At 69.9% G+C, this 13,765-nt stretch carries 12 protein-coding genes and 1 pseudogene; 4 read left to right on the top strand and 9 right to left on the bottom strand.

Features of this window, described 5'->3' with window-relative positions; genetic code table 11:
* Nucleotides 1-15: 15 nt before the first annotated feature.
* Nucleotides 16-582, top strand: coding sequence for a DUF5959 family protein (locus OG900_10155; GenBank protein ID WUH90427.1), 567 nt, complete (start codon nucleotides 16-18; stop codon nucleotides 580-582).
* Here OG900_10155 and OG900_10150 read toward each other — a convergent pair.
* From OG900_10150 to OG900_10140, 3 genes and pseudogenes are all read right to left on the bottom strand, one after another.
* A pseudogene (locus OG900_10150) lies at nucleotides 518-765 on the bottom strand (IS5/IS1182 family transposase). The gene OG900_10155 and the pseudogene OG900_10150 overlap by 65 nt on opposite strands.
* Before the next feature lie 119 nt (nucleotides 766-884).
* Nucleotides 885-2,609, bottom strand: a complete 1,725-nt coding sequence (locus tag OG900_10145) for a VCBS repeat-containing protein (GenBank protein WUH90426.1) — start codon at nucleotides 2,607-2,609, stop codon at nucleotides 885-887.
* Between the two features lie 142 nt (nucleotides 2,610-2,751).
* Entirely contained in the window at nucleotides 2,752-3,117 is a 366-nt protein-coding gene (locus tag OG900_10140; protein WUH90425.1) for a DUF805 domain-containing protein, read from the bottom strand.
* Nucleotides 3,118-3,682: 565 nt separating this feature from the next.
* Here OG900_10140 and OG900_10135 point away from each other — a divergent pair.
* The 3 genes from OG900_10135 (at nucleotide 3,683) to OG900_10125 (ending at nucleotide 6,558) form a co-directional block, all read left to right on the top strand.
* Nucleotides 3,683-3,982, top strand: coding sequence for a transposase (locus OG900_10135; GenBank protein ID WUH90424.1), 300 nt, complete (start codon nucleotides 3,683-3,685; stop codon nucleotides 3,980-3,982).
* The gene (locus OG900_10130) at nucleotides 3,979-4,791 is read left to right on the top strand and encodes an IS3 family transposase (protein ID WUH90423.1); all 813 of its coding nucleotides are present in this window, start codon (nucleotides 3,979-3,981) and stop codon (nucleotides 4,789-4,791) included. The genes OG900_10135 and OG900_10130 overlap by 4 nt, the downstream gene beginning before the upstream one ends.
* Nucleotides 4,792-4,920: 129 nt before the next feature.
* On the top strand, nucleotides 4,921-6,558 hold the full coding sequence (locus tag OG900_10125; protein WUH90422.1) for an IS1182 family transposase: 1,638 nt from the start codon (nucleotides 4,921-4,923) through the stop codon (nucleotides 6,556-6,558).
* Between the two features lie 134 nt (nucleotides 6,559-6,692).
* Here OG900_10125 and OG900_10120 read toward each other — a convergent pair whose 3' ends face one another.
* From OG900_10120 to OG900_10095, 6 genes are all read right to left on the bottom strand, one after another.
* Nucleotides 6,693-7,181, bottom strand: a complete 489-nt coding sequence (locus OG900_10120) for a hypothetical protein (GenBank protein ID WUH90421.1) — start codon at nucleotides 7,179-7,181, stop codon at nucleotides 6,693-6,695.
* On the bottom strand, nucleotides 7,178-7,945 hold the full coding sequence (locus OG900_10115; protein WUH90420.1) for a hypothetical protein: 768 nt from the start codon (nucleotides 7,943-7,945) through the stop codon (nucleotides 7,178-7,180). The genes OG900_10120 and OG900_10115 overlap by 4 nt, the downstream gene beginning before the upstream one ends.
* Nucleotides 7,946-7,956: 11 nt before the next feature.
* Nucleotides 7,957-9,117 carry a hypothetical protein gene (locus tag OG900_10110; GenBank protein ID WUH90419.1) on the bottom strand — a complete coding sequence of 387 codons (1,161 nt, stop codon included), beginning with the start codon at nucleotides 9,115-9,117 and terminating at the stop codon, nucleotides 7,957-7,959.
* The gene (locus OG900_10105; GenBank protein WUH90418.1) at nucleotides 9,117-11,369 is read right to left on the bottom strand and encodes a hypothetical protein; all 2,253 of its coding nucleotides are present in this window, start codon (nucleotides 11,367-11,369) and stop codon (nucleotides 9,117-9,119) included. The genes OG900_10110 and OG900_10105 overlap by 1 nt, the downstream gene beginning before the upstream one ends.
* A 431-nt stretch (nucleotides 11,370-11,800) precedes the next feature.
* On the bottom strand, nucleotides 11,801-13,354 hold the full coding sequence (locus tag OG900_10100) for a nucleotide-binding protein (protein ID WUH90417.1): 1,554 nt from the start codon (nucleotides 13,352-13,354) through the stop codon (nucleotides 11,801-11,803).
* Nucleotides 13,347-13,697, bottom strand: a complete 351-nt coding sequence (locus tag OG900_10095; protein WUH90416.1) for a hypothetical protein — start codon at nucleotides 13,695-13,697, stop codon at nucleotides 13,347-13,349. The genes OG900_10100 and OG900_10095 overlap by 8 nt, the downstream gene beginning before the upstream one ends.
* Nucleotides 13,698-13,765: the final 68 nt, after the last annotated feature.

The following is a 13,765-nucleotide window of genomic DNA, read 5'->3' as shown; positions in this document are numbered from 1 at the left end:
TGGGACAATCTGGTTGTGGCTGAAGCCCTGGTTGGGCAGCATGAGCCGTCCATGGTTGAAGGTGGACAGCACGGAGGGTGCGCGGTGGAGCTGATCAGTCTCTCGGATGGTGACAACGGCTTCCGAGTGCGTGTGCTGGGGCGTCGGTCGCCGGGTGTGCTGCATCTTCACGACCAACTCGATGCAGAGGTCCTGATCACGAGCGGCTTCGTCAGCGGTCGACTGGCCATGTGCCTGTTCCCGTCCGACCTGGAGGACTGGGCCCGTGCTCTGGATCTCCTCGCTGCAGGACGGGACATCTGCTGGAGGGACGACGACCACAGTCCTGAGATCAGGATCCAGCCGCACAACGAAGAGCATGGGAGTCCTGCTGTTCATGTAGAGGATCTGGGCAGTTCGTGCGTCTCCGTGCTTCTTCCCATGAACCTTGAACAGGGTTGGATCGATGAGCAGCAGAGGCTGCTCGGGCGGGTGCTGGAGGAATGCCGAGCGAGGTCCTGCAGTCCTCACCGGGTGTCTATGAGTGGCGACGCTGATCTGCTGCCAGGCGTCGCCAGCAGATCAGTGCGCATCCCAGGGTGAGGAAGGCCTCGTGGATGTCGTCGCGGATCTCCCAGCGGAGCGGCGGAACCAGTGCAGGTGGGCGAACGCGCGTTCCACGAACCGGCGTTGGGTGCCGAGCCCGGAGCCGTGCTCGGTGCCGCGGCGGGCGATGAGGGCCAGGCGGCGGTTGTTGTCGTGGTCGTAGCCGAGGTCGGCCGGTACCGCATCTGATCGGCGGCGAGGCCGGAAGGCGCCCGCACCCTCGTGGGTGCGGGCGCCTTGCGTGTGACCTCAGGTATGCGGCAATCGGCGTACGGCTGCTGGGGACTGCTCCGACCGGCTCAGAACAGCTTGCTGTAGGTGTTCCAGCCGTTGCCCAGCGAGACGGCGGCGGCGAACTGCCCGGTGCCGTAGGCGCTGAAGCGGTAGAGCGTGCCCGTGGAGGCCTTCACCGCGAGCAGGTCGGCCAGGCCGTTGCCGTCGATGTCGCCGGCTGTGGCGATCTTGTTGTACGCGCCGAAGCCCGAGCTGAGCTTGATGCGGCCTGCGAACGGCGCGGAAGCGTTGCCGGTGCCCTTGAACAGGTACAGGGTGCCGTTGGTGCTGCGGGCCAGGATGTCGGTCCGGCCGTCGCCGCTCATGTCGCCGGCGCCGATGATGGCGTTGTATCCGTTCCAGCCGGAGCTGACGAGGGTTCGGCTGGTGTAGCCGGTGCCGGTGCCGGTGCCCTTGAAGAGGTACAGCTGTCCCGAGGAGTTGCGGGCCAGCAGGTCGCTCTTGCCGTCGCCGCTGAGGTCGCCGGGGGCGGCCATCAGGTTGTACGACCAGCCCGTGGTGATCCGGACGCCCTTGCGGCTGGCGTTGTAGAGCGCGCCGCTACGGCTGTACAGCAGCTCCGCGTTGCCGTCGTCCGTCGGTGAGACGCCCAGCGCGAAGTTCGAGATGCCCGCGAAGTCCTGCGGCTTGCTCGCGGAATCCCGTGAGTAGAACGTACCGGTGTTGGTCGGCACGTACCCGTACAGCGAGCCGGACGCGTCGAGGCCGAGCAGCCACTTCTTGCCCCAGTTCTGGATGCCGCCCATGCCGGCCATGACGTCGACTTCCCCGGCGCCTTTACTCCACAGGAAGCGGGGCTTGAGGCCTCCGGTGCCGGTCGCCGCGTACTGGTACAGGTCGCCGTTGAAGGACCGGCCCGTCACGTAGCCGGTGCCGGACTCGCCGTTGCCGAGGCCGATGATCTGGTTGTACGTGTTCCAGCCGCCGCCGATCAGGACCTTGCCCTTGTAGGGCGCGGAGGCGTTGCCGGTGGCCTTGTAGAGGTACAGGTTCCCCGCGGTGTCGCGTGCGACCAGGTCGCTGATGCCGTCACCGTCGAGGTCGCCCGCGCCGGCCAGCTGGTTGTACCCACCCCAGCCGCCACCGATCAGCAGCCGCGTCGAGAACGGTGCCCCACCGTTCCCGTTGCCCGGGAACAGGTACAGATGACCGTCGAAAGTCCGCGCGGCGATGTCGGGGATGCCGTCACCGGTCACGTCGTCGACCGCGAAGACCTTGTTGTAGATGGTCCAGCCGGAGCTGCCCCACGACGAGTACTTCGGGAAGTCCGACCCGCTGAACATCACCAGCTTGCCGCTGGCCGTCAGGCCCAGGACGTCGGGGCCGGCACCCCCGTCGATGTTGCCCGGAGTGATCACATCCACGTACTGCTCGGCGGAGGGGCCAATCTTCACGTTCTTTTTGGCCAGCGAGTTGTACCAGTTGTAGTCCACACCCCGGTAGAGCTGGTCACCGTAGCCGTCGCCGTCGATGTCGTATCGGACGGGTGCCGGGGCCTGAGCGGCGGCGTTCGCCGCCAGCTTCGACTTCTTCACCGACGTGGTGGGTGCGGAGATGTGCGGAACGTGGTCGGCGCCCGCCGTGGGCCGCTCCGCGACGTGGTGCGCGCCGGGCTCCGCGGCCTGTGCGCCCGTGCTCAGCGCGAAGGCGCCGAGGGAAAGGATGCCGGCCGTGCACGCCGCGACGAGACGCCGGCGGCCCTTGGGCCGTACCGGCTTGAATTCAGACACTAATCCCCCCATGGGATCTCAAGCAGTGAGCCCCTGAACCTCTCCCACCGGATCTTTTTGAAGATCCGTCCGGCCCAGGTGGGCGGAGTCTATCCCTCGGGTACGACACCGTCTGTGGGGATCCCCAGCGCGAAGAGCGGACTCACAGATGCGCGGGCGCAGGCTTGGGGCTCGGACCGTAGGCGTTCGGCACGCCGTCGCCCTCGGTGCAGGTCAGCACGAGCAAAGCGATGCCGCCGAGCATCGGGAAGAAGCCGATCAGCGTGAACCAGCCCGAGCGGCCGATGTCGTGCATCCGCCGGGCAGTGACCGCAAGGCTCGGAACGAGCATCGCCGCCAGGTAAAGGAAGTAGGGAATCAGCGCGGGCGGCGTGCCGACCCCCAGCCCTATACCCCCCAGCACGACGACCGCGACAACGTTGAACAGGCTGAACATCCAGAATTCCCGACGCCTGGCACGCCCACGGAAAACGGCATACTTCTTCAGCACGTCGACATACCAATGCACGGTACAAGTCCCCTCAACGACCGGTTCACAACCGGTGATCCCCCCGGCTATCCACACGGGGCAGCAGACGGTAACCGCCCTGACCTGCACAAGTCAACGCGGTTCCCCAGGCGGCCGTGAACCCGGCAGTACCCACATCACCCAAGAACGGCGGCGCCACCGAACCGCACCAGGCCCACGCGGCCAGGCGGACATCCGCAGTGAGCGGAAATCCGGCCTACCCCCCCGCAACACAAGCGGCAAATCTCGCCCGCCGCTTGGTAATTGAGGCCGCCGGTGCGATCGAGGTGCCACCATGCGAGGAATCTGCGATTCACGGACCGGTCTGCGTCCCAGGGCTTCGGCGTAGTCAGCAGGCATCCGTTTCGTGATGACTTGAGCTGATAGGAGCGCGAGCGGACGGTTCCTGCCCCAGGTATTGCGTATCTCGGTGGCCTCGCGCCTCCCCCGCATCGTCAGGTGGAGCTCGCCGACTGCCCTGGGGGATGATCCCGTGCGTGAAGCTTCCCCGTGGATCTGGACACCTGGAGACTGGGACGTGAGGTTCCAGAGGAAGTAGAGCCAGGTGAGCAATAAAGCAGGGAAGCGGTACTCGGAGGAGTTCAAGCAGGACGCCGTGGCGTTGGCCCGATCCTCCAGCAAGACGGTCACCGAGGTGGCCCGGGACCTGGGGGTTAGCCCGGAGGGTTTGCGGGCTTGGGTCAAGCAGGACCAAGTCGACCGGGGTGAAGGCAGTCCGGGCGAGCTGACCAGTACCGAGCACGAGGAACTGCGTCGCCTGCGCCGGCAGAACCTCGAACAGCAGAAGACCATCGAGGTCCTGAAAAAAGCGACGGCCTTCTTCGCGCGGGAGAGCGACCGGTGAGCGAGGTCTACCGGTTCATCGCGGCGGAGAAGGCCTCCTACCCGGTCTCCTTGCTGTGCCGCGTCCTCGGTGTTCCCCGCTCCTCCTTCTACGCTTGGGCCGGAGGCGAACAGGCCCGGCGTGCGCGCCTGCGTGCCGACGATGCGCTCGTGCACGAGATCACCGTGGTCCACCTGGCGTCCAGGGGCGCCTACGGCGTCCCGCGCGTGCGTGCCGAGCTGCGGCGGCTGGGCCACGGCGTGAACCGCAAGCGTGTCGAGCGGCTGATGCGCGAACGAGGCATCGCCGGGATTACCCGCGGCCACCGCCGGTCGCTGACCCGCCCGGACAAGCAGGCGCGGCCCGCACCGGACCTGATCGGCCGTGACTTCATCGCGGCCCGGCCCGGCACCCGCCTGGTCGGAGACATCACCTACCTGCCGACCGAGCAGGGCTGGCTCTACCTGGCCTGCTGGCTGGACCCGGCCACCCGCGAGGTCGTCGGCTGGTCGATGGCCGACCACCACCGCGCTGACCTGGTCGTCGACGCCCTGCACATGGCCCATGGACGCGGCGGCCTGGAGCCCGGTTGCATTGCGCACAGTGACCGCGGCAGCGAATACACCTCAACCCAATTCCGCAGCGAGGTCACCAGGTTGGGCGTGAGGGCGAGCACCGGACGCACCGGCTCGTGCTACGACAACGCCGCAGCCGAGAGCTTCTGGGCAGTCCTGAAGGCCGAGATCGGTATCCGGACCTGGCCCGACCGGGCCACCGCCCGCACCGAGGTCTTCTCCTTCATCGAGAGACCCCGTTGCCCAATTGGGTGATGGCTTCTGATCTCGGCCTTGGCGGTTGGTTGAGGGGTGGAGCCTGAGGTCGGGGGCCTGAGTCGCGAGCCCGCCTCGATCTTGGGACGGAGGGGTTGGGTGTCGATGCGGGCGGACTCGGGTCGGGAGGTGCCTGAGGAGACGCGGGCGGTGGCCTGGGCGGCGTTTCCCAAGGGGTGTCTGGCGATGCGGGTGCGGGACGCGCTCGGTCCACTGTTCGATGACGAGGTCTTCAAGTCCACGTTCGGCGTGCGTGGCCGCCCCGGTGTCGCTCCGGGCCAGCTGGCGCTGGTCAGTGTGCTGCAGTTCGCGGAGAATCTGACCGACCGCCAGGCGGCCCACGCGGTACGCGCGAGAATCGACTGGAAGTACCTGCTTGGCCTCGACCTGGCCGATCCGGGCTTCGACTTCACCGTGCTGACGGGGTTCCGCGACCGTCTCCTGGCCCACAGTCTGGAGGAGAAGATCCTGGATCTGCTGCTGGAGCGGCTCAACGAACTGGGGCTGGTGTCCGGGCGGGGCCGGCAGCGTACCGACTCCACGCACGTGCTTGCCGCGGTGAGGGACCTCAACCGCCTGGAGTTCATCGGCGAGACGCTGCGGGCCACGCTGGAGGCGGTCGCCGTCGCAGCGCCCGAGTGGCTCGCCTCCTGGATGCCCCCGGCCTGGCAGCAACAGTACGGGGCCCGGGTGGACTCCTACCGGCTGCCGAGTGGTGAAAGCGAGCGGACGCAGCTCACCTGGCGTATTGCAGCTGACGGCTACCAGTTCCTCAATGCGTCCTTCGCGGCCAGTGCCCCGGCCTGGCTGCGGCAGGTCCCGGTTGTTGGCATCCTGCGGACGGTGTGGCTCCAGCAGTTCCAGCGCACGATCACCGACGGAGTGCAAGAGGTGTCCTGGCGGGGGAAAGACGATCTCCCGCCCAGCAGAGCACGGATCACCTCGCCCTACGACCCCGACTCCCGCAACGCCGTCAAGCGCGGCTCGGCCTGGGACGGCTACAAAGTCCACTTCAGCGAGACCTGCGACGCCCGGGAGACCGGCCGACCGCATCTGATCACCCACGTGGTGACAACGGACGCCACGGTCGGCGACCCCGTGGTCGTCGACGAGATCCATGACCGCCTCGACGCCAAGGGCCTGCTGCCGGGCGAACACCTGATGGATGCCGGCTACATCTCCGCGGAGCTCCTGTTGACGGCGCCCACCCAGAGAGGTGTCCGCGTGATCGGCCCGGTCCGGCCCATGACCCGCCGCACCGTCCAGGCAACCGGCTACGACAAGGCATCCTTCACTATCGACTGGGACGCTCATCGGGCGATCTGCCCCGACGGTGCCCACAGTCGTTACTGGACCGAGGGACTCGACAACAATCAGCGACCCGCGATCCGCATCCGCTTCGCCACCGAGACCTGCGCGCCCTGCCCGTCCCGCGGGCAGTGCACCAACTCAACACGTTACGGCCGACAGCTCACCGTCCGCCCACAAGATCAAGACGCCGTCCTCGAACGCGTCCGCGCGGAGCAAACCACCGAGGAGTGGAAGGCGGTCTATGCCCTCCGCTCCGGAGTGGAGGGCACGATCCACCAGGCGGTCATGGCCGCCGGCGCTCGCCGCACCCGCTACGCAGGACTGCGAAAGACCGCCCTCGCACACGTCCTTACAGCCACCGCCGTCAACCTCATCCGCCTCGATGCCTGGTGGACCGGGCAGCCACTCGCACCTACCCGAACATCACACCTCGCCGCCCTCGACCTCGCCGCATAGACAATTGGGCAACGGGGTCATCGAGACCTTCTACAACCGGCGCCGACTACGCAAACACCCCAACTGGGGCTACCTGACCCCGCACGAGACCCGACAGCGGCACACCATCGCCGCACAAGAACGAGTGTCCGAGATCACGGGGAAACTTCACCCCGGTGCTCCTCCCCGGGACCGGGCGATCCGGCCGGCCCCGGTTCCTCGTCGGCGGATCCGCTCCAGGGCTTGAGCCATTTCTCCAACACCTTGGCGAGCCACCTCAACCCCGACCCCCCGACGTCCACGGCACGGTGCGGGTCCACGCACCGCGACGATGCGGCGATCGCCGGTCCGAGCTTGCCCAGCAGGGCCGGCAGGGTGTCGCGACCCGACCACGCCGGTGTCTCGTCGAGCGTGACTTCCAGGACATGTCCGCGGACGTGGATCGCGAGGTCCTCGGCGCGCACCACCACGTTCCTCGCGGCGTCGCACACCGCGTGCAGTCTGCCGGACAGCGTCGACGCCGCCCCGTCGAAGTCGACTTTGCCGACGATCACGCCCCCCTCGGTGATCTCCGCCGTGCCGGTCCACAGCCTGCCCTTCCGGTCGCGCACCGCGACGTTGACCGGCTCGCCGGGCTCGGTCACAACTTGCGCATCAACCACAGGATCAACAGGACCAGGCTCCCGCCGAGGACCGCCGCCACCCACTGCCAGTTCGGCTTCCTCCGTGGGGGCGGCGGGGTGTCTTTTTTTAGTGCCACCACCTTCGTCAGCGACGCGTTCGGCAGCAGCAGCGCGGTCCGCCGCCCCGCCAGGTCCAGTGCCGGACGGACGTCCTTCAGCGACGCGGCGCCCGCGGCGACCAGGCACAGCCCCGTCCCCCCACCGGCCAGCGCATGGGCGTGCGCGATGAAGGCGTCCCTGGCGGCGGGCAGGTCGTAGGGCCCGGCCAACGGCGGCTCGACCGGGCCGTACGGCGGGATGTCGGCCGGCTGCCTCCCCGCCGCTTCCCGTAGCGCGCCGACCGCCTCGGCCAGGTCGGGCGCGCCGGTTTCCGCCCGGTCGCTGAAGTAGGAGTTCAGCAGCTCCCCGGAATAGATCTTGTCCAGCCGTCGGCCCAGCTTCTCGCGGGCGTCCGGGTCGAGCGCCACGCGTACCAGCCGGGCGGCCAGCGCGGCGTCCTCGGCGCCGGACTCGGCGATCAGGGTGTAGCGGATCCTGCGGTCGTCCCGGTCGGTGCGCGCCGACGGCACGCCGAACAGGACCGCGGACCAGCCGCCCGCGGTGCCGCGCAGGGCGACCGCGGGTTCGGTGGTGAACAGCAGCCCGGTATCCGAGTACCGGTCCCACCACTGCTCGGGCGGGATGGCGCCGACGAAGGCGTAGTCCTTGGCGGTGCTGCGGGTCATCACATAGAGCCTCACTTCGCCACCTTCCATTCCTCGCTGCGTGAGCTCCGCTGTGGTGCATGCGCCAGCCATGCCAGGTCCGCCTCGAGCTGATTCCTGTTGCGCTGGGCCATGTCGGCCGCCGCGCCGGCCGCCCCGGCGTTCTGGAGATCCTCCCGGCGCTCCCCGCTGAACCGGTACGACAGCGCACCCCAGAAGCCGCGGGGCTGGGACACCGCCTTGAGCAGCGCCTGCTGGCTGCCGCGCTGGGCGGCCTCCTGGGCGGCCTTCACGAGCTTCTGGCCTTCGAGTACGCTGCCGCACAGTTCGCGGACGATCACTTCCGTACCGCGGACCGCGATCTTCGGCGGATTGCCGGTGAAGCGGTACGTGCCGGTGAACTTCGGGAAGTCCTCTCTTTCCCCGGCATCCCACTCGCCGTCGACCAGACGGACGCAGCCGTAGGTCTCGACCGGTGCGTAGATCAGCCGCAGGCTGCGGTGCGCGAACTCCTCGGCCAGCGTCTCAAGCAGGTCGGCGTAGACCTCGCGCACCCGCTCGCGCAGCGCCGAGGCGTCGGTGCCCGCGCCGCGCGCCGGGTCGAGGTACTTCTCGCACTTGATCGGCACGAGCATCACCAGGGCAGGCTCTTCGCGGTGGTCGGGCAGATTGCGGAACCGGCCCCAGACGCCGGCCATCTCGACCACCTCGTGGATTCCGAGCCAGTGCTGGGCCGCAGCCCGTTGGGTCGGCGTCCGCGCCTCCATCAGCACCGCGGCGTCTATCGGGACCATGAGCATGATGCTGTTCGCTATGTGCTCCTCGCACTGGGCCCACCGCTTGTCCGTCACGCCGGCGCGCTGGCGGGTCGCCGCGTCGAGCCAGCCGCCCGGGTAGTCCAGGATGTCGAAGGGCACCTCCAGTTCGGCGTCGCCGAGGGAGCGCAGCGAGAAGTGGAAGTGCTCGATGCTTTGGGTGCCCTCGAGGGCCTTGGGGTTGAACTCCTCGCGGGTGATGGCTGCGGCCAGCGTCTTGCTGTGCTTGTCCACCCGGACTTTCGTCGGGCCGTCCATCCTGACGGTCAGCGAGGTGCTCGCCAGCCGCTTCTGGGTGTCGGTGAACACCGACGCGAGCAGAGTCGTCTTCCCTGCCGCGTGCGGGCCGACGACGGCCACCTTGAAGTTCCTGTCCATCAATCCTCTCTCCTGGACCGTTCCGACCCGGTCACACTCGTCCGAACTGCTGTCAGGGCACCGCGAACCCGCTGGACGCGCACCGTGGCGAGGCCGCTGTCGGCGCCGCCCGGCGGCCAGAGCTGGTCGCGGAAGGACTCGGCCAGCCGGCGGAACTCCCGCTCCGACTCGTCCGAGCGGATGAACGCGTCCTCGAACTGCTCGCCGTAGGCGGCCAGCGCCGTCGCGATGACCAGCGGCTCGGTGACCAGCACCGCTGCCGCTTCCTGTACCGCCTCGCGGGCCAGCTGCTCGATCCGGCGCCGCAGGTCGTGCGCGCCCTTCGCGGAGCGCTCCACCGGCAGGACGACCGCCAGCGCGCCGAGGTCGCCGCCGGCCGGCTCGGGATGTAGGACTGAAAGGGCCTGGCGCAGCCGCGGAAGCGTGCGCGTGCGGAAGTCCAGGTGGATGTCGAGGGCGAACTGCACGGACCGCACCATCGTGGGGCACTGTGCGTCCGCCTCGCCCAACTGCTCGGCCAGCACCCGCAGGGTCAGGTCCGGGCCGCCGGACCGGTCGAGCAGCGGGCCGAGCTCGACGGCCAGCGCGTCCACCAGCCCCTGCCAGAACTCGTTCCGGCGCCGGGAGATGATCAGGTCCAGCGCGGCGAACCGCTCGGCGATCTGGACCCGCACGGCGTTGAGCGTCCGCTCGGCGAAGACCGCGGCGCCCGCGTCGATGTTCATCTCCGCCAGAGCGCGCGCCTCCCATACGGCTGTGCCCTCGCCGAAGCCGTCGGTGGCCCAGGTGCGGATGTCCGCGCGCAACGCGTCGATCTGGTCGAGAAACTCCTTGTCCTCGAAGGCGCCGCTCGGCCGCGCCCGCTCTGCCAGATCCGCCATCCAGACACGCAGCGGTGCGACCACGCCACGGTGCAGCTTCACGGCCCGTTCGAGTAGCACTTCGGTGCCGGTCGGTGTGATGATCTGCCGCAGCGCCGCCAGGGCGCTGTCGACGGCCGCGCTGATCGAGGCGGCGTTCACGGCGCATCTGTCGGCCGCACGCCGCAGGGCCGCCTCGTCCATACGCGGCAGCGCGTCCGCGAGATGCGCCAAGACGTGTTCGAGCACCCCGGTGCGCACCTGCTGCCGGTCGGCCACGTCGGCGCGCAGCACCGGCACCCTGCTGCCGGGATCGCCCAGATTCACCCGCTTGAGCAGGTCGTCTTCGAGGGCGGCGAGCCGCTTCGGGTCGGGTCGGCCGGTGTTGACCAGAATCGCGGTGAAGTCGCGCTGCGCCGCTGACCCGCGGGCCTTACTGATCAGCTCCAGCGCCTGGGCGTCCTCCCGGCGCCACAGCTGGTTTCCGTCCGTCGGCCACTTCACCACCAGCACGAAGTCGACGTCGTTCTGCAGGCCGGCCAAGTGGTGCTCCTCGGCGGCCGGGACGATCTCACCGAGCCCCGGCAGGTCGACCAGGCCGAGGCTGGCCACCTCGGTGACCAGGAAGGGGCAGTGGATCTCGGCATCACGAACGGCCAGGTAGCGGCGGTCCGCGCCGGCTTCGTTGCGCTCGGGGTAGGTCACCCAGGCGCGCAGCGCGTCGAGTTCGATGCGGCGGCTCTCGCCGGTCAGCAGCGGCCGGAACGAGCCCAGGCCGTCGCGCATCTCCTCCAGTCGGGCCAGCATCGGTTCGAGCAGCGCGGCGTCGGGCCGCAGGGCCAGCTCGCTGCGGGCGGCAGCGCTGTCGAGAGCGGCCAGGTCGTCCAGCGTCCCAAGCCGCGCGGGCAGCGCCAGCGCGGCGGCGTAGGCGCTGAGGACGTCGGCGCAGAAGCTCATCTCGGTGTGCAAGGTCAGCAGCGCCTCGCGGCGGGTGGCCGAGTGGAAGACCCGGCTGCGCACGGCGGTGACCGGTCCGCCGCCGCCGCTCGGTATCTGGTCGTCGTCGAGGTCGGTCATCGACTGCAGCAGGGTGCTCTTGCCGTTACGGGACTGACCGCTGACGCCGATGTTGACGGTGCGCCGGGTCACCCGGGCCCGGACCGCGCGCAACTCGACCAGCGAGTCCTCGGCCAGCCGGGACAGCTCAGGAAGATTCAGCTCGGCCAGTCCGGTGCGCTCGGCCTCTTCGCGCGGGAGCGCCGCGACGGCGTTGCCCAGTGCGGACAGCCCGTCCCGAGTCGTCTCCCAGCGGGTGATCTCGGCCTCGATGCCCGGCTGTGCGGTCCGGCGGCGCCACAGGACCGCCTCGATACTGTCGGCTACATGTCCCACCTCAGGTGCCCTCCTCCTTTTTCCGGTGCCGGCGAACCCGGCACAAGGCGACTCCTCGTTCCCTGTCGATCCGCGCACACGGACCCGGAGAATCGGAGTGCGCGGGTGCAGGGCGGGTACTGAGCGGGCCCGCGTGTACGGCCTGCCCCGACCCGGCCGGGCGTGGGCCCGGTCGGGACCACGCCACCCGTGTCGTACGGGTGGTCGGCGACGTCATTGCACAAGGACGACCGGTTCCGCCGAAACGGCAGGAACTCTTCCCGGTGGCTTCCGGACGCTTCCCTGCTGCTTCCGGTCCGGTTCCCCGCGTGGTTTCCGGTACTGCCTCCGGCCTGATTCGCGGGGCCGGCCTGATCCGGACGCGACGCGGGTCCGGTTCAGGCCGGATCCGGGCCTGGGGGAGCGGGCCCGGGCAGCTCACCGCCCGCGGGTCAGCGCCCCGCGGGCGGTTCCTCCGCCCGGCGCCGCATCGCGGCGATTTCGGCGATCTGGCCGGGGTTCATCCAGTCCTGCCCGCTCAGGTCCACCGGGCAGCCGGCGTTACGCAGCCGGTGGGCCGTCTTGAGCGGCCAGTCAGGGCTCTCGGACACCCGGATCACGTTGAGCCCTGCCAGGTCGGTCAGCGGGCGCAGCCGACCGAACTCCATGATCAGGGTGGAGTCCGGATGCTCGCTGATCGCCATCCCGAGTTCGACCAGAACATTGGGGCGGGCCTGCATCTCGACCGCGTCGCCCTCGGCCGGAAGGCGCAGATCCCGGTGGACCCGTACCTCGTCCTCGGGCGTGAACACCACGATCACCGCCTGCGCGCGCCGCAGCCCGACGTGGATCGCGTCACGGACCAGGGGCATGGCCCGACCGGTGTCCTGGACCATCGACTCCCACTCCAGCGGGCGCAGGTCAAGGGCGCGCAGGTAGTCGACGACCACCTTCCGGGCGGACAGATCGCGGCCGTGGGCGACGAAGACCGCCCGCGGGTCGCGCCCGGTCGACGGCCACGGCGCGGGCTCCGGCGGCCGGGCGGCCGGGCGGCGGCCGGCCGCCAGCGCGGCCCGGTCCGTGTCCGCGGCCAGATAGACCAGCTCGTCGGTGAAGCGCTCGGCCAGCGAGGCGGCCAGTTCAAGATCGGCGGCAAGCGGCCCGGCTTCAAGGGCGCCCGCCGGAATCAGGCGACGCATGTTCTCGGCGGCGATCTCCAGAGTGTGCCGGTCCTCCCGCAGTTCGAGCGCCAGCCGCTCGGGATCGTCTCCCCACTCGACCCGGATGCGGCGCCATTCACGCACCAGGTGGCGTACTTTCGCGGCCTGGATCAGGTGCCGGGCCAGCAGCGGCATCCCCGCGTCACCGCGGCTCCAGGCCCAGCGGCTCAGCAGCGGATCGTCCTCGGGCCGGGCATGGACGATCAGGGTGCGTACGCGCCGGCCGCTGTCCTGCGCGTGCGCTTCCAGGACGGACAGGCCGTCAGGATGCACCGACGGCTCGTACCCCGGCGGCGGTATGCGGCCGGACAGGGCGAGCCGCAACCGTACCTCGCCGAAGGCCGGCAGAGGCTCGGGCCCGGCCACGGTCAACCACTCGGCCTCGGCCCGCTCCCAGGAGCCGGGCGCAGGCAGGAGCGAAAGGGACAGTACGTCGTGGTTGCGGTAGACGACTGCCTGCTCGTGACCGGTGCCGACCTGCACGGCGGCGAGCGCGGCCGGCTCGTCGTCAGGGGTACCGGCCAGCAGTTCGTGGAGAGTCCCGGGCAGGAAGCGCGGCAGGTCCACGCCCGGCACCGCATGGCGCAGGCCCATGATGTCACCGAGGCGCCGCCACAGCAGGAGCAACTGCGCGTAGACCGGTTCGCCCCCGTTGACGAGGAAGAAGCGGTGGATGACGGTCTGCTGCTCAGGGACTCCGGTGTCCCGCGGGGCCTCCGGCTGCGCGGGCGGCTCGGACCGGGCGGGGACCGCGGGCCGCGGCACCTCGGCGCCGGCGTCACTCACGGCGGCCGCCCTGCGCGGTGCCCGGTACGGGCGGCGGCTCCGGGTCGTCCGGTGCCGGTAGCGGCCCCAGGCTGTCGGACGCGGCCCTGACCCGGTTGAGCCGCTCGCGCACCGCCCGGTCGGCCGGGACCCGCGGCTCGTCCCCCAGACGGGTGGCGCGCCCGGGGCTGAGCAGTTCAAGCCGGGAGACCGCGGTGTTCGCCGCGGCGCGGTCGCCGCGTGCCAGCGCCGTCTCCAGTTCCGTGAGCAGGGTTCGCACCCTGCGCCATGCCGCTTTGGACAGCGCCCACTGCCCGGCGTCGTCGATCAGCCGGCCCATCCGTCCGTTCAGGTCGCCGCCCACCACCGGTCCGTCTCCTCTGCCTCCGGCGGAGGGCCGCCCGCCGCCGGGAACGCACCAGTCTTCGCCGG

The sequence above is a fragment of the Streptomyces sp. NBC_00433 genome (assembly GCA_036015235.1).
Classification (GTDB): domain Bacteria; phylum Actinomycetota; class Actinomycetes; order Streptomycetales; family Streptomycetaceae; genus Actinacidiphila.
Note: the sequence above shows the minus strand (reverse complement) of the source record. Positions and strands in the feature narration are given on the sequence as shown.